Raw genomic sequence first — 16499 nt, 5'->3', positions numbered from 1 at the left:
CGCCGTAGGTGTGGCGGCGGATCCCGTCGGCTCCGGTTCAATGACCGGGTATTGCTTGTTGATCCGCGGGAGCGTGGGTTACCACTGCTCGTGCTGCGGGTACAGCGGGAAGTCAGCGGCCAGTTTGTCGACGCGGGCCTGGAGGCTTTCGACGTCGGCTGAGGAACCTGCCTTGAGCGCCGTAGCGATGATCTCGGCAACCTCGGTGAACTCGGTTGCACCGAATCCGCGGGTAGCCAGGGCAGGGGTGCCGATGCGGAGGCCGGAGGTGACCATCGGCGGGCGGGGGTCGAACGGAACAGCGTTGCGGTTCACGGTGATGCCCACCGAGTGCAGGAGGTCTTCTGCCTGCTGACCGTCCAGCTGCGAGTTGCGCAGGTCCACCAGGACCAGGTGAACGTCGGTACCGCCGGTGAGGACAGAGACGCCGGCCTCGGCAACATCGGACTGGTTCAGGCGGTCAGCGATGATCCTGGCACCTTCGAGGACACGCTCCTGGCGCTCCTTGAACTCTTCGCCGCCGGCGATCTTGAAAGCAACAGCCTTGGCGGCGATCACGTGCATGAGCGGCCCGCCCTGCTGGCCGGGGAAGACGCTGGAGTTGAGCTTCTTGGCCCACTCCTGCTTGCCAAGGATCACACCGGAACGGGGGCCGGCCAGGGTCTTGTGGACCGTGGAGGTGACGACGTCGGAGTACGGCACCGGGTTGGGGTGCAGTCCTGCTGCAACCAGGCCGGCAAAGTGCGCCATGTCCGTCCAGAGGAGCGCGCCGACTTCGTCAGCGATGGAGCGGAAGGCAGCGAAGTCCAGCTGGCGGGGGTATGCGGACCAACCGGCAATGATGACCTGCGGCTTCTCGGCAATGGCCTGCTCGCGCAGCTTGTCCATGTCGATCCGGAAGTTGTCCTCTTCAACCTGGTAGGCAGCTACGTTGTAGAGCTTGCCGGAGAAGTTGAGCTTCATGCCGTGGGTCAGGTGTCCACCGTGTGCAAGGGACAGGCCCAGGATCTTGTCGCCCGGGGTGATCATCGCGGACAGCGCAGCAGCGTTTGCCTGCGCACCGGAGTGCGGCTGGACGTTCGCGTACTCAGCGCCGAAGAGTTCCTTGACGCGGTCGATCGCAAGCTGCTCGGCGACGTCGACGTACTCACAACCGCCGTAGTAGCGGCGGCCCGGGTAGCCCTCGGCGTACTTGTTGGTCAGGACGGAGCCCTGGGCTTCCATGACGGCGCGGGGAGCGAAGTTCTCCGATGCGATCATTTCCAGGGTGCCGCGCTGGCGGCCAAGTTCCTGGTTGAGGACTGCTGCAATCTCGGGATCGAGATCGGCGAGCGACTGGTTGCTGACAGACGCGGAAGTGGTTGTGGTAGTCACGGAAATCTCCTGGCTAGGCAACGGGTGGTGCTACAGGTCAGGCTACCGGCAGCAGCATTCTCGCGTCCCCTTTTTTGACGGAGGCATCGGTCACGTGCGTGCATCGGTAAGACATGACCCTCGGCCCAGGCGTACGATCCGTGGTCTTCATGATTGCCGCTCCCTGGTGGTAGTCCACCCAACGCCAGTTGCGACCCGTTAACAGTACAACAACGCGGCACAGGTAGGCTTGATCGTGTGACTGACTCCACCGCTTTCGTTGTAACACTCTCCTGCCCCGACCGCCCCGGCATCGTCCATGCCGTCGCGGGAGCATTGCTTGAGGCCGGCTGCAATATTGCCGACTCCCAGCAGTACGGAAGCCCCAGCACCGGCAACTTTTTCATGCGCGTGGAGGCAACGACGTCGAACTCCCAGGCGGAACTGACGGCCGCACTGAAGCCGGTGGCCGAATCCTTCGGAATGACCTGGCAGATCAACCCTGTTGGCGAAAAGGTCCGCACCATCATCCTGTGCTCCAAAGACGCACACTGCCTCAACGATCTGTTGTTCCAGCAGCGCACCGGCACCTTGCCTATTGACGTTCCGGCCATCGTGTCCAATCACCGTGACCTTGAGCCGTTGGCAGAGTTCTACGGCATCCCGTTCCACCACATTCCGGTGACCCCCGAAACCAAGCCGCAGGCCGAGGCTCAGCTGCTGAAACTGATCGCCGAACACGATGCTGAACTCACCGTCCTGGCACGCTACATGCAGGTGCTCTCCAACGATCTGTGCACGGAACTGAACGGTAAGGCCATCAATATCCACCACTCGTTCCTCCCCTCATTCAAGGGCGCCAAGCCGTACCACCAAGCCCATGCGCGCGGCGTGAAGATCATCGGTGCGACGGCCCACTATGTGACCGCAGACCTCGACGAGGGTCCGATCATCGAGCAGGAAGTCATCCGCGTTGACCACGCCCGCACGGCCGCCCAGTTCGTCCAGATGGGCCGCGATGTGGAGGGCCGCACGCTGGCTCAGGCGGTCCAGTGGCACGCCGAACACCGGGTTCTCCTGGACGGCACCCGCACCGTGGTGTTCAACTAGCACCGCTCCTATGCTGGGTGTATGCGGGGCATCCATGACGCCGACCACGAGGCTGACCTGGCTGTCTTCTACGATCGGCAGGCGCCCGTCCGGAATACCCGCGCGCTGACCCCTCACAGGGTTGACTCCCGGGAGTGGTTCATTCGTCTCTTGAAGGCCGAGCACCGGCACTCGGTGTTCGAGTTGGGCTGCGGAACCGGTGTAGAGGGTGTGGAGTTTGTCCGCGCCGGGCTGCATTACACCGGAGTTGACCTGTCCCCGGCGAGTATTCGCCTTGCCCGCTCCCACGGTCTTGACGTGTCGGTTGCCAGTGGGCGGGACCTGCCCTTTGCCTCTTCCGTTTTCCCGGCGGCATGGTCCATGAGCACCCTCCTTCATGTGCCCAACACCCGGATACACGACGTCGTCCGTGAACTTGTGCGGGTCACCGCACCTGGTGCGCCGATCGCCGTCGGACTCTGGTCGGGGGAGGATTGCGAGGTCCTGAACCCCGAGGACTTGGAGGAACCGCGGCGTTTCTTCAGCCGCCGTAGCGACGAAACCGTGCAGCGCATTTTTGGCGAACACGGCGCAGTGGAGCACTTCCGGACCTGGCCCGAGGGCGCGGGCGCAGAGTCCGGTCCCGGCGCAGGCAACTGGGTGCAGCACTACCAGTTCCTGGTCCTCCGCACCCCCTCACCCAACTAGCTCGCAGCTGAGCGCGTTGTGAGCCCTCATAACGCGCTCTGCTGCGACTCAGTTGAGTGCGGGGGTGACTTAGGCTGGCTTTATGGCTCCCTCATACACTTTCGCCGGGGACACTCCGGCCATCCATGAATCCGCCTTCGTGGCGCCCACCGCATCCATCATCGGCAAGGCCACGTTGGCCCAGGACTCCAGCGCCTTCTATGGCGTCTCCGTCCGCGCAGATACAGCTGCGATCAGTGTGGGCGCGGGGTCCAACCTGCAGGACAACGTAGTCCTGCATGCCGACCCCGGTTTTCCCTGCACAGTCGGCGAGCGCGTTTCTGTAGGGCACAGCGCGGTGGTCCATGGGTGCACTGTGGAGGACGACTGCCTGATCGGCATGAGTGCAACCATCCTCAACGGCGCGGTGATCGGCACTGGCTCGCTCATTGCTGCCGGCGCCGTGGTGTTGGAGGGCACGGTCATTCCCCCGCGCTCCCTGGTAGCCGGCGTCCCCGCGAAGGTCCGCCGCGAACTCACTGATGAAGAGTTCGAGGGCGTGAAGCACAACGCCGCGCACTACAAGGAGCTCGCTGCTGCGCACCGGGACATGCACGCCTAAAGTCGAAATGCGGGGCCCGCTCTGCGCACTAACCCGGGGGTTTAGTGTGCAGAGCGGGCCCCGCAACGTAAGAGACTAGTCCAGGGAGATGGGGCCGAGCTCGTCCAGCAGGTCTCCCGGTCCGGGGTTGCCGGCAGCGGACGTGCCACCGAGGTGGTTCACCACTCCCCACACGGCGTTAAGGCCAGTGGTCACGGCGCCCTCTGCCCAGCCCGCGGTAAAGGACACGTCGTCGCCAGCGAGGAAGATGCCGCGCTGGTGCTCCGGCAGCTGGTCCTGCTTGAAGTGGGTGAAGAGCCTCTGCTGGTACCGGTAGTGGCCGGGCAGGTTTGCCTTGAAGGCGCCCATGAAGTTGGGGTCGGCTTCCCAAGACACGGTGATCGGCTGCCCCACAATGTGGCTGGCAATGTCCACGCCCGGGTAGATCTGCTCCAGCGAGTGCAGCATGAGCTTCACGCGTTCCTCGGCGCTCAGGGCCAACCACTTCAGGGCGTCATCATTCCATGTGTAGGACAGGAGCATCACGGCGGGCTTGTCCGGGCCGTCGTCGAGCAAATACGTCGCCCGGTTGAGGCGGTCGGTGAGCGTCATGGACAGGACTTCGCGGCCCGTTTCCGGGTCGATGTCCTTCCAGAACGGCCGGTCCACCATGACGAATGTCTTGGAAGACTGCATGTAGTGCGAGCGCTCGATCGCCGTCCACAGTTCTGCAGGGAACAGCGCTTCCTCGGTGTGGATGCGTGTGGACAGCAGCCAGGACTGGCAGGTGGTCACTACGGCCTGGTACGTGGCCTCGCGCCCCCAATTTTCGCGAACCAGGAGGTCTCCGTTATCCGCCCGGCGGATGTTGTCCACGGCTCCGCGCGGCGAACCGGAGTGCAGGGATGCCAGCGAGGTGCCTTCCGGCCAGTATCTAAGGCCCGACGGCGCGTGGTTCCAGAGTGCCTCGGGGAGCCTTTGCGCCCCTCCCGCGATGGAGCGGTGCTGGTCGTCGGCGTCGGTGTACACGACGCGGAGGATTTCGAGGATGGAGTTGGGGAAGTCGGTGTCCCAGCCGCCGGTGCCGAAGCCCACTTGCCCGAAGGCTTCACGGTGCGCGAAGCCGGCTTCCTTGAAGGACTTGCTGGCGGCAATGAAGCCATAGAAGGTCTGCTCATCCAACTCTGGAAGGAGTGCGTTCCACAGTTCCTTGATCCGCTTGGTGTCGCGGGCCTTGATGGCTTCCTGCATTTCGGCGAAGGCCGCGCCATCGTTCACGGCTGCCTTCCAGGCGTCGGCCACTTCGAGGAAGAACTCCGGCAGCTCATCAGCCGTGGTGGCGTAGTGCTTCTTGCCCGCGAGTTCAATCACGGTGGAAGAAGTTGCCGGCGCCATGGGATTAGGGAACTCGTTGGTATCCAGGCCCAGCAGGTCCACGTAGTGGTAGAAAGCCTTGCCGGACACCGGGAAGCGCATGCCGCCAAGGTCGGCCACAACACCGGGAGCAGACGGGAAGCTCGCCGTGCGCAGACGTCCGCCGATCTGGTCTGCCTCGTAGATCACCGGCTTGAGGCCAAGCTTCATGAGTTCGTACGCGGTCACCAGGCCGGACAGTCCGGCGCCGATGATGGCCACCTCGGTGCCGTAGAGCTCCTCTGGGACTGAGCCCAACCCGTCGGGGTGTGCCAGGTAATGGTCGTAGCTGAAAGGGAAGTCCGGGTTCAGCATGGTGATGGGTGCAGCGGCGGCCTCACCCGAAGTGGCTTCAGCGAGAGGGAGTTCTGTGGCAATGGTCATGAGTTGTCTGCTTTCACAGGTTCCGGGCTCACGGCCCTGGTGGTTAGATCACGGTAGTCCTGCTCGCTGAGCGCGGCTACCTTGGAGTTTCGGCGTCCATAGCCGAAGTAGATGGCGATGCCCACGAGCATCCAGACCCCGAAGGTGATCCACGTGTCGGCGCCGAGGTTGAGCATCAGATACGCACACATCAGCGTGCCCAGGATCGGTGTGATCGGGTACAGCGGAACCCGGAAGCTCCGCTCAAGATCGGGGCGGTTGCGGCGCAGGTAGATGACGGCCACATTGACCAGGGCGAAGGCAAAGAGCGTGCCGATGCTGGTGGCGTCCGCCAGCGCACCAAGCGGTACCAGGCCTGCGGTGAGGGCGACGGCGGTACCTATGATAAGCGTGCCGGCCACCGGGGTGCCGGTTCGGCGGGAAACGCGGCCAAAGATTTTGGGCACCATTCCATCGCGGGACATGGAGAGCATGATGCGCGTTTGGCCGTAAAGCACCGTAAGTACGATGCTTGCGATCGCAAGCACAGCGCCGACAGAGAACACCAAGGCGATCCAGGGCTGGCCGGTGATCTCGTGAAGGATCTGTACCAAGGCAGCTTCGGTACCGTCGAACCAGTTCCAGGGGCGGGCGCCGATGGCTGCTACAGCAACCAGGACGTAGATGCTGGTGACGATCACCATGGAGAGCATGATGGCCCGGGGCAGGTCACGCTTGGGGTTCCGGGCTTCCTCACCAGCTGTGGAGGCGGCGTCAAACCCGATGTAGGAGAAGAAGACGCTGGACGCTGCGGCGGAAACACCGGCAGCACCCATGGGCAGCAGCGGCTCGAAGTTGCCTGCGTTGAAAGCGGTGAAGGCGACGGCGCAGAAGAAGATCAGGATGCCCACCTTGATGATGACAATGGCGGTGTTGATCCATGCGCTCTCGCGGGCACCCCGGACCAGCAGAACCATCGCCAGGACTACGATCACCATGGCCGGTACGTTCACCAAGCCCCCGTCTCCTGGCGGCTGGCTCATGGCATCGGGCAGGACCTGACCGAACGCGGCGAGGGTCTCGTTCACGTATTGCCCGGCGCCGACAGCAACGGCCGCCACAGAAACGGCGTATTCCAGCACCAGGCACCAGCCGCAGATCCAGGCCATGCCTTCGCCCATGGTGGCGTAGGAGTAGGAGTAGGACGAGCCTGCCACCGGAACCAGCCCGGCCATTTCGGCGTAGGACACGGCGGAGAGCAGCGCAGCCACACCGGCGATCACGAAGGAAATCCAGATGGCAGGTCCTGCCAGCGGCACGGACTCGCCAAGGATCACCAGAATGCCGGTGCCCAGCGTGGCACCAACGCTGATCATGGTCAGCTGGAGAACTCCGAAGCTGCGGACCAGCGGTGTTCCGCCCTCGCCGCTTCCAGCCTCGCTGACCATCTGTCCGATCGGCTTGCGGCGCAGGAGCTGCGCACCCAGGCTCGGCCTGGCAGTGCTTGCCGCTGCCGGGTTTTTAGTGTTCACAGGCACAGTCACCCTTGACGTCCCTTCAAAGTAGTTTCGATTTCCCCTCCACAAGACTGGCATGTGAGCCACCTCTCACCGTGGTGCAAAATGACCTATAGTGTTCAACCATGAGACGTAATGCACACTATCAAGAGGCGGCTCCGGCGGCTTTGTCCGGACAGGTCAACGTTGACCTGGCCGCCATTTCAGAGAATGTCAGAGCCCTGAAAAAGCGCAGCAAGGCGCCGTATTTCATGGCCGTGGTCAAGGGCAACGCCTACGGCCACGGACTAGTTGAAGTAGCACGAACAGCAATAGACGCAGGCGCGGACTGGCTTGGGACAGCCCAGCTCAGCGAGGCCATAACGCTGAGGCAGGCAGGCATCACAGTGCCTATACTCTCCTGGCTGTATCTGGCATCCCAGACAAGCGCCACCATCCTTGAAGCACTGGAAAACGACATCGATGTCTCCCTCGGAAGCGTCAGCCAACTGGAGGCGCTCGCAGGTATCGCCCAACGCCTGGGCCGCCCCGCCGTCGTTCATCTGGAACTGGACAGCGGACTAAGCCGCGGCGGTGCACGCAAGGAGGATTGGCCTGAACTCGTGGCGCAGGCCAGGCAGGCTGAGCTCGACGGCAACCTTTCCGTACGCGGCCTGTGGACGCACTTGGCCTGGGCCGATGTTCCTGCGCACCCGGGAAATGCCACGGCGGTAGCCGAGTTTGAGGACGCCGTCCGCCAGGCACACGAAGCCGGCCTTAACCCCGAACTCCGGCACGTCTCCAGCTCCGCGAACATCCTGGACCGCCCCGAATTCCACTTCGACATGGTCCGCGCCGGGCTGGCCATCTACGGACTCGCTCCGGCCGACCACCTGAACCCGGCCGATTTCGGCTTGCGTCCGGCACTGAGCGTGACGGCGCCCCTGGTGATGGTCAAGAAGGTCCCCGCCGGCACCGGCGTCAGCTACGAGCACCAAGCGATCACCTACGAACCGCGGTACCTCGGGCTCATTCCGCTCGGTTACGCGGACGGCATCCCCAAGGGCATCAGCGGCCGTTCGGTGGTGAACATTGCGGGCCGACGGGTGCCGGTCATCGGCAAAGTGTGCATGGACCAGTTCATGGTGGATCTTGGCCCGGACGCTTTGGGAATCGGCGTGGGTGACACCGCGGTGTTGTTTGGCGATCCGGCAGACGGGGCGGCGAGCGCCGACGATTGGGGTGCCGCGATCGGCAGCCACGGCGACGAGATCATCAACAGGATCGCGCCCCGGCTCCCCCGCGCTTACGCAACTACCGCTTACCAGTGCCCCGACTACCAGGAGCCGGCCACCGCCGGGCAGGGCAATGTCGCCTGAGCCCGCCACCGCCCGCCTCAGTTTCGTCACGCTCGAACAGTTTCTGGAGCAGCTGCCGCCGGAGTTGACAATGCTTCACGACGGCGGCAGCGGCGCCTCGCTGTTGCGGTGGGTGGAACCGAGTGAGCTCGAAGACCCCACACCGTACCTGCCGGAGGGTGAGTTCCTCCTTACCGCCGGGTTGCCTTTCCTTGGGGAGGGCGGCTCGGCGGCCAAGGTGGATGCCTATGTCCAGCGGCTGGTGGATGCGAAGGTTGCGGCGCTGGGGTTCGGTATCAGGCCGTATTTCGACGCCGTCCCGGACGTCTTGCTCGACGCCTGCCGGAAGCACAACCTCACCCTGTTCGAAGTACCGGAGTCCGTGCCGTTCGCGGCCATCGGCCTGGAATTCTCACAACTCTTGGAGACCGACAACGCCAGGGTTTTCCGGCAGCTGGCAGAGACCAACCGGCAACTCATGCGGGCGGTCCTCTCCCCCAGGCCGGAACACGAACTGCTGGCCGCCTTGGTGCAGAGGGTGCCCGTGTGGGCTGTTCTGGTGGGCGCTGACGGGCGGGTCCGGGCGCGCGGGCATAATGCCGGCGGCAGCAACGGCGTCGAACATTCATTGCTCTCCCCCATGTTGGAGCGGTTGCTGTCCGGCAGCGGTCCGCGGGTGGAGATGGACGGTTTTGAGCAGCCAGGTTCGGCACTGGTGTTCGGGCATCCGCTGCGCAGCACCAAGGACGCCAACCTGGGCGCACTGATTCTCGGCTCGGATGGGCCGCTGACGCCCGCCCAGAACAACGTGGTGCAGTCGGCCGTTGGGCTGTTGGAGCTGCTGTTTCGGCAAAGGACCAGTGGCTCGCTGGCCCCAAGTCAACTGGCTACCGCGGTCCTGCTGCATCCTGACTCGCTGGCCTCCGGCTCAACCAAGCACGTCAACGGTCTCAAGGACCTACTGGCCCAGAGCATATCCTCCACCAGGTCCGGGCAACTGAGGGTGGTCCTGGGCATCAGGGTGGACGGCGCCGCGGACGACGGGCCTGTTCGTGAGCTGCTGCAATGGCGCAGGCTTTTCGACACCAAACTGGTGGAGATCACCGACTACGGTTTCGCTGCGATCACGCGCTTCAAGGTGGACGATTCGCTGGTCTCCGATGTGGAGAAACTCGGCTGGCGGCTGGTGATTGGCGAAGCGACCGAACTTCTAGGGCTTCAAGCAGCCTACAAACGTGCGGATTCCCTGCGCAGCCGTGTGGTGACAACCGGCAAGAGCGCACGTGTGGACGAGGTGACTTGGTCCGTCGCCGGACTTTTGGGGCGCGAAGCCGGGACCCTCCTGGCCGAACGACTCCTGGCGCCCATACTTGCGTTGGAAGCGGATCGGCGGGACCCACTGTTGACGGTGCTGCGGGGTTGGCTCAGTGAAAACGGCAGTTGGGACGGTTCTGCCAAGCTGCTGGGCTTGCACAGGAACAGTGTGCGGCGGCAGATCGGCGTGCTGGGGGAACTTCTGGACATGGACCTCAATCAGGCGCAAGTGCGGGCCGAGCTCTGGTTCGCCCTGCAGTATGTGGACGAGTTGGTGGCGGCGCTTCCTGTTGATGCCGGCAGCACCAACTAGTGCTCCCACTCCTTATACAGTTCCGGCCGGCGTTCGCGCAGGTACGGGACCTCATCGCGAGCTGCCTTGACTGAATCTGTACCCACCTCGGCGAACAGCAGGGCGGCCGACTCCCCCGCCGCCGCCAGCAAGGAACCGTCCGGACCTGCCACCACACTGCCGCCCAGGAAGTTGTACACGTCCTCATGGCCGGAGTGGTTGGCGTAGGCCACGTTCAGCTGGCTTTCCAGCGCACGGGCGCGGATGAGCACTTGCGGAACGTTGTCGAATCCGGCAGAAAGGGCTGTTGGCACCAGGAGGAGTTCGGCGCCGCGGGTGGCCGCCGCGCGGACTGCCTCAGGGAACTCGACGTCGTAGCAGATCAGCATGGAGGTGCGGATCCCGTTGAAATCCACGACGGCGGGAGGTTCTTGGGCGGCCACGAACGCCTTGTGCTCCTCCGGGCCAAAGAGGTGAACCTTTGCGTAGTTGAGGACTTCGTTGCCTGTGGCGTCCAGCAAAGTAGCCGTGATGTTCCAAGCGCCTTCAGCGCGAGGGGGCTGTGCGCCGTCGTCGTGACCTGGTGCATCCTGAGCCGGGGCCGGAAGGCTGTAGACCAAGCCAATGTTGTGCCTGCGGGCGATGCCGGCCAAACGTTCACGTATGCCCGGAAGCGTGGCAGGGTCCAACTCGGCGTGCAGACGCAGAGGGGCATATCCCACGGGGAACAACTCTGGAGTCAGGAGCAACCCGGCCCCCGCGTGGGCGGCGCGCTGCGCGGCGTCGTCGATTGTGCGCAGGTTCGCCTCAACGTCCATGACGGAAGCGTTCGCCTGCAGGACTGAGAGCAGCATCATTACCACCTTGGTTTCGCCTGTTCCCGGATACCTCACGAAGGCCCGGGGTTTCTTCTTCAAGCCTAGGCCGCGCCCGGGTGCCAACGGCCGGGCGTTTGGACCCACAGGTGGCGAAATCGGGACACATTGCCCCCAACCTCCCGTTGTGAGGCCCGCTCTGCGCCCAAAAGCGTGGTATTACCCTGCATAGCGGGCCTCACAACGGGTACATGTCAAGTGTTCTTGCGTTGGAGTATGTCGGCAATGATTGACTCCTTGTGTTCACTTCTTGACTACAAGCTCGCTTGTGGGGCAATCTTCTTGTCATGTCCGCAACGCAGCGCTCAACGAAGAGCCATCCAAGAAAACCCGGCTCGCAGTCCGCACTGCGCCACCTCAATCAGCAACGCATCATCGAATGCCTGCTGAGCGGGCCCTCCACGCAAGCAGAGCTCTCGCGGCAGACCGGGCTATCCACGGCAACGGTTTCCAACATCGTCAAAATCATGCAGGACGCCGGTCTGGTATCAACGGAGCCCACCACAAGCTCCGGCCGCCGGGCAACCAATGTGCGGTTGAACAGCAACGGTGCCGTCGCCGTCGGAATCGACTTCGGACGCCGCCACCTGCGGGTAGTCCTGGCCTCGCTGGGCTATCACGTCATTGCCGAGGATTACATCGAATTACCCCTTGGTCACCAGGCAGAAGAGGGCATTGCTGCTGCAGTCCTGCTGCTGGAAAAACTGCTGCAGGAAAACGGGATCGACCGTACCGCGGTAGTGGGCGCGGGCGCAGGCATCCCGGGCCCCATCGATCGGCGATCCGGCACGGTGGCCCAGGGAGCAATCCTCCCAGAATGGGTGGGCATCGACATCCTCCATCGGCTGGAGGAAGCACTGAACTGCCCCGTGTTTGTTGACAACGACGCGAACCTGGGCGCCCTGTCCGAAGTGACGTGGGGCCCCCACAGCGGAGTCTCAAACCTCATGTTCCTCAAGATCGGCTCGGGCATCGGCGCGGGCCTGATTCTCAATGGATTCCCCTATTACGGCAACGTGGGCATCACCGGGGAAATCGGCCATGCCACCATTCACGAACACGGCCTGGTGTGCCGCTGCGGCAACAGGGGTTGCCTGGAAACGATAGCGTCCACCACCACCATGATCGAGTTATTGGGGCGCGGCCAGGAGGCACTGCTGACGCCGCAGGACATTGTCCGTAATTGCCTCGCCGGCGACTCCGCAACCCAGCGCGTAGTGGACGACGCCGGACTGGCGGTGGGCCGCGCCTTGGGCAACGTCTCCAATCTGATCAACCCGGAAGTCATTGTGGTGGGCGGCCCGCTGGCGGGCCTGGGCGACCTCCTCCTGGACCCTATCCGGAGGGGCCTGGTGCGCCACGCTGTGCCCGTGGTGGGTGAGACGACGCACTTGGCCATGTCCTCCCTCGGGGCACGTGCAGAAGCGCTGGGAGCGGCTGCGTTGGTGTTCCAACACGCAGGCATTACCGGTAGGTAACGAAATCGTTAGCTGGATCATGCGTTCAAGTCTTGACGACAAGACGGGTGATCCAGTTTACTTTTTCATCAGACAGCCTCGCCATTGCGGGGCCGACAACGAAGTCATGCATTGGAGGCGTAAGGGCTGATGACATCCCTCGACACGCAAGGTGATCCCATCCTCTTGGAGATGCGCTCGATCACGAAGGAATTCCCAGGCGTGAAGGCCTTGTCGAATGTGAGCCTGCGCGTGATGGCCGGCGAAATCCACGCCATCTGCGGTGAGAACGGCGCCGGCAAATCCACGCTCATGAAGGTCCTGTCCGGCGTCTACCCCTACGGCAGCTACACAGGCGACATCGTGTACCAGGCCCAGACGCAGCAGTTCAAGGACATCCGCGCAAGCGAAGCCGCGGGCATCGTGATCATCCACCAGGAACTGGCGTTGATCCCGGAATTGTCCATCATGGAGAACATCTTCCTGGGCAACGAACCCACCAAATGGGGCGTCATTGACTGGGCGGAAGCCCGCAAGCGCTCCCTCGAACTCCTGGCCCGCGTTGGCCTTCGTGAGGATCCCGATACCCCCATCAAGGAAATCGGCGTCGGCAAGCAGCAGCTGGTGGAGATCGCCAAGGCACTGAACAAATCCGTGAAGCTCCTGATCCTGGACGAGCCCACGGCGGCACTGAACGAATCCGACTCCCAGCACCTGCTGGACCTGATCCTTGGCCTGAAGGGCAAGGGCATCACCTCGATCATCATTTCCCACAAGCTCAACGAGATTGAACAGATCGCGGACGAGATCACCATCATCCGCGACGGCAAGTCGATCGAAACCCTGAACGTCAAGCGGGATGGTGTGGACGAGGACCGCATCATCAAGGGGATGGTGGGCCGGACGCTCGAGTCCCGCTTCCCGGATCACGAGCCGAAAATCGGTGAAGTCTTCTTTGAGGTCAAGGACTGGACCGTGGGTCACCCACAGATTCAGGACCGCCTGATCTGCAAAGGCTCCAACTTCTACGTCCGCCGCGGCGAAATCGTTGGCTTCGCAGGTCTCATGGGCGCCGGACGCACGGAACTTGCCCGTTCCCTGTTCGGCCACTCCTACGGACGCTTCATCAAGGGGCAGGTGTACAAGGACGGCAAGGCAGTCAACCTCCGCAGCGTCCGTTCAGCGATCGACGCCGGACTCGGTTACGTCACCGAGGACCGCAAGTCCTTGGGCCTGAACCTGCTGGATGACATCAAGACCACCACAGTGTCGGCAGCGCTGGACAAGATCAGCAACTACTCCGTGGTGGACACCCGCAAGGAATTCTCCGTTGCAGAGGAATACCGGAAATCCCTGCGGACAAAGACTCCCTCGGTTGAGGAAGGCGTTGCCAAGCTCTCCGGCGGTAATCAGCAGAAGGTGGTGCTGGCAAAGTGGATGTTCACTGATCCGGACCTCCTGATCCTGGATGAGCCCACCCGCGGTATCGATGTTGGTGCCAAGTACGAGATCTACGGCATCATCCAGAGGCTTGCCAACCAGGGCAAGGGAGTGATTGTCATTTCCTCGGAGCTTCCTGAGCTCCTGGGCCTGTCCGATCGGATCTACACCATTTTTGAAGGCGCCATCACCGGTGTCCTGGAAAAGAACGAAGCAACCCAGGAAAGCCTCATGAAGCTCATGACTTCCGCCCGCAAGACAGCCTGACCGTTGGCCCAGCCTTACCCCTTCCTGACACAAGGACCAAAACAATGAACGCGCTCAAGAAGCTATTTGGTGGCAATACCCGCCAGTTCGGCATGATCTTCGCCCTGGTGGCACTTATCGTCTTCTTCCAGATCTTCACCGGGGGCCGCACGTTGACCCCGGGCAACGTGATCAACCTGTTCAACGGCAACTCCTACATCCTGATCCTGGCTATTGGCATGGTGCTGGTCATCATCGCCGGCCACATCGACCTCTCGGTGGGTTCCGTGGCCGCATTCGTGGGCGTATCGGTTGCCCTCGCCATGCGGGACTGGGGCCTGCCTTGGTGGGCAGGGGTGCTCTTCGGCCTGCTTCTGGGCGCGGTGATCGGCGCCTGGCAGGGACTTTGGACAGCGTATGTGGGCATCCCGGCCTTCATCGTGACCTTGGCCGGCATGCTCCTGTTCCGTGGCTTCAACCAGTTCGTGGGCAAATCCAACACCATCCCGGTGTCCAAGGAATTCCAGTTCATTGGTTCCGGTTACCTGCCCGAGATCGGCCCGAACACCGGATTCAACAACCTCACACTGCTCATTGGCATTGTGGCGGCAGCCTTCGTTGTGATCATGTCCCTGCGTGCCCGTGCAGCAGCAAAGGCCCTTGGCGCCGACGTTCCCGAGCTCTGGGTAGAGGTCACCAAGCTGGTCCTGATCTGCGGTGCCATCCTCTACGCAACGTACCTGTTCGCCACCGGCCGCCCCGGAACGTCCTTCCCCATCCCCGGCCTGATCCTGGCCGTTCTTGTGCTCATCTACGGATTCATCGCTGACAAGACCGTCCTTGGCCGTCACGTCTACGCCGTGGGTGGTAACCGCCACGCAGCCGAGCTGTCCGGCGTTCAGTCCAAGAAGGTCAACTTCATGGTGATGATGAACATGTCCATCCTGGCTGGCCTGGCAGGCATGATCTTCGTTGCCCGCTCCACTGCTTCCGGCCCGTTCGACGGCGTCGGTTGGGAACTGGATGCCATTGCAGCCGTCTTCATCGGTGGCGCCGCCGTTACCGGTGGTGTTGGCACCGTGATCGGCTCGATTGTAGGTGGCCTGGTCATGGCTGTCCTCAACAACGGCCTCCAGCTCTTGGGTGTTGGCGCCGACCTCACCCAGATCATCAAGGGCCTGGTGCTCCTGGCCGCAGTCGCCTTCGATGTCTACAACAAGTCCCAGGGCAAGCGGTCCATCACGGGCATGCTGATCAAGGGATTCCAGCGAAACAACAACGAGATCAAGCCGGACGAAACCACGTCCACCAAAGAGGTCATCTCCAAGGAAGCGTAAACCGCTTCCCCACGACTCGCTCCACCCCACCCACACAGAAAGTGAACCAAGATATGCGAATGTTTGGTAAAGCAGGAAAGGCAGCAGCAGTCGCTGCCATCGCGGCACTGGCGCTGACAGCCTGCGGCCGCACTGACAGCGGCTCAAGCACCAGCACGGCAGGCGGGGAAGCGTTCCCCAAGGACTCGCTGATCGGCGTCGCACTTCCGCAGAAGACCAGTGAAAACTGGGTCCTCGCGGAGAAGCTGTTCAATGATGGCCTCACCGGCGCCGGCTTCAAGGCCGACGTCCAGTTCGCCAACGGCGGCGTATCCGAGCAGCAGAACCAGATCAGCGCCATGGTCACGAAGGGTGCAAAGGTCATCATTGTGGGAGCCATCGACGGCGCCCAGCTGGGTACGCAGCTCCAGCAGGCCAAGGACTCCGGCGCCACAGTGATCGCTTACGACCGCCTGCTTCTCAACACCGAGAACGTGGACTACTACGTGGCGTACGACAACTTCAAGGTTGGTGTCCTTCAGGGCGAGGCCCTGTTGAACGGAATGAAGGCCAAGAAGGCGTCCGGTCCGTACAACATTGAGCTCTTCGCCGGCTCTCCCGATGACGCCAACGCGAAGGTCTTCTTTGACGGCGCCATGAGCGTCCTGAAGCCGAAGATCGACGACGGAACCCTCAAGGTCCTGTCCGGCCAGACCACGTTCGAACAGGCTGTGACCCAGGGCTGGAAGGCTGAGAACGCCCAGCGTCGTGCCGACACGCTGCTCACCGGCAGCTACGGCAGCGCGTCCTTGGACGGCGTTCTCTCCCCGAACGACACCTTGGCCCGCGCAGTGCTGACGTCCGTCAAGGCCGCCGGCAAGCCGCTCCCCATCGTGACCGGCCAGGACTCCGAAGTTGAGTCTGTGAAGTCGATCATCGCCGGCGAGCAGTACTCCACCATCAACAAGGACACCCGCAAGCTCGTTGAGCACGCCATCACCATGGTGAAGGACCTCCAGGCCGGCAAGGAACTGGAGATCAACGACAAGGAATCCTACAACAACGGCGTCAAGACCGTCCCGGCTTACCTTCTCCCGCCGCAGATCGTGACTCTGGAGAACGTCAAGACGGCTTACGTTGACGATCCGGTACTTGGCCCGCTCACCAAGTAACTGATTATCAAGTAACACCTCTTACAA

At 62.7% G+C, this 16499-nt stretch carries 13 protein-coding genes and 1 riboswitch; of the genes, 9 read left to right on the top strand and 4 right to left on the bottom strand.

Annotated elements, in window-relative coordinates; all coding sequences use genetic code 11:
• Positions 1-78 precede the first annotated feature (78 nt).
• Positions 79-1374, bottom strand: a complete 1296-nt coding sequence (glyA, locus tag LDN70_RS06050; RefSeq protein WP_142939938.1) for a serine hydroxymethyltransferase — start codon at positions 1372-1374, stop codon at positions 79-81.
• A gap of 116 nt (positions 1375-1490) precedes the next feature.
• Positions 1491-1576: riboswitch (ZMP/ZTP riboswitch) on the bottom strand.
• 35 nt (positions 1577-1611) lie between these two features.
• Here glyA and purU point away from each other — a divergent pair.
• From purU to LDN70_RS06035, 3 genes are all read left to right on the top strand, one after another.
• Positions 1612-2463: a formyltetrahydrofolate deformylase gene (gene purU / locus LDN70_RS06045; RefSeq protein WP_223942057.1), complete on the top strand. Its 852-nt coding sequence runs from the start codon at positions 1612-1614 to the stop codon at positions 2461-2463.
• Between the two features lie 21 nt (positions 2464-2484).
• Complete coding sequence (locus tag LDN70_RS06040; RefSeq protein ID WP_223942056.1) at positions 2485-3150, top strand: class I SAM-dependent methyltransferase; 666 nt, start codon at positions 2485-2487, stop codon at positions 3148-3150.
• Positions 3151-3232: 82 nt separating this feature from the next.
• Positions 3233-3751: a gamma carbonic anhydrase family protein gene (locus tag LDN70_RS06035; RefSeq protein WP_089594121.1), complete on the top strand. Its 519-nt coding sequence runs from the start codon at positions 3233-3235 to the stop codon at positions 3749-3751.
• Between the two features lie 75 nt (positions 3752-3826).
• Here the strand turns inward: LDN70_RS06035 and LDN70_RS06030 are convergent, their stop codons facing one another.
• Positions 3827-5527: a flavin monoamine oxidase family protein gene (locus LDN70_RS06030; protein ID WP_223942055.1), complete on the bottom strand. Its 1701-nt coding sequence runs from the start codon at positions 5525-5527 to the stop codon at positions 3827-3829.
• Positions 5524-6954, bottom strand: a complete 1431-nt coding sequence (locus tag LDN70_RS06025; protein ID WP_223942604.1) for an amino acid permease — start codon at positions 6952-6954, stop codon at positions 5524-5526. The genes LDN70_RS06030 and LDN70_RS06025 overlap by 4 nt, the downstream gene beginning before the upstream one ends.
• Before the next feature lie 194 nt (positions 6955-7148).
• On the opposite strand from LDN70_RS06025, the gene alr reads away from it, so the two are divergent.
• Both alr and LDN70_RS06015 read left to right on the top strand, forming a co-directional pair.
• Positions 7149-8381 (top strand): alanine racemase, encoded by a 1233-nt coding sequence (gene alr / locus LDN70_RS06020; protein ID WP_223942054.1) that lies wholly within the window; start codon positions 7149-7151, stop codon positions 8379-8381.
• Complete coding sequence (locus tag LDN70_RS06015; RefSeq protein WP_223942053.1) at positions 8371-9987, top strand: PucR family transcriptional regulator; 1617 nt, start codon at positions 8371-8373, stop codon at positions 9985-9987. The genes alr and LDN70_RS06015 overlap by 11 nt, the downstream gene beginning before the upstream one ends.
• Here LDN70_RS06015 and LDN70_RS06010 read toward each other — a convergent pair.
• Positions 9984-10823: a carbon-nitrogen hydrolase family protein gene (locus LDN70_RS06010; protein ID WP_223942052.1), complete on the bottom strand. Its 840-nt coding sequence runs from the start codon at positions 10821-10823 to the stop codon at positions 9984-9986. The two genes, LDN70_RS06015 and LDN70_RS06010, sit on opposite strands and share 4 nt — an antisense overlap.
• Before the next feature lie 305 nt (positions 10824-11128).
• On the opposite strand from LDN70_RS06010, the gene LDN70_RS06005 reads away from it, so the two are divergent.
• From LDN70_RS06005 to LDN70_RS05990, 4 genes are all read left to right on the top strand, one after another.
• Positions 11129-12319, top strand: coding sequence for an ROK family transcriptional regulator (locus tag LDN70_RS06005; RefSeq protein WP_142939947.1), 1191 nt, complete (start codon positions 11129-11131; stop codon positions 12317-12319).
• Positions 12320-12448: 129 nt separating this feature from the next.
• Complete coding sequence (mmsA, locus tag LDN70_RS06000; RefSeq protein WP_142939948.1) at positions 12449-14005, top strand: multiple monosaccharide ABC transporter ATP-binding protein; 1557 nt, start codon at positions 12449-12451, stop codon at positions 14003-14005.
• A 44-nt stretch (positions 14006-14049) separates the two neighbouring features.
• The gene (mmsB, locus tag LDN70_RS05995) at positions 14050-15321 is read left to right on the top strand and encodes a multiple monosaccharide ABC transporter permease (protein ID WP_024820035.1); all 1272 of its coding nucleotides are present in this window, start codon (positions 14050-14052) and stop codon (positions 15319-15321) included.
• Between the two features lie 53 nt (positions 15322-15374).
• Positions 15375-16472, top strand: a complete 1098-nt coding sequence (locus LDN70_RS05990; protein ID WP_142939949.1) for a substrate-binding domain-containing protein — start codon at positions 15375-15377, stop codon at positions 16470-16472.
• Positions 16473-16499 lie beyond the last annotated feature (27 nt).

Source organism: Arthrobacter sp. StoSoilB22 (assembly GCF_019977315.1).
In the GTDB taxonomy this organism is placed as follows: domain Bacteria; phylum Actinomycetota; class Actinomycetes; order Actinomycetales; family Micrococcaceae; genus Arthrobacter.
Note: the sequence above shows the minus strand (reverse complement) of the source record. Positions and strands in the feature narration are given on the sequence as shown.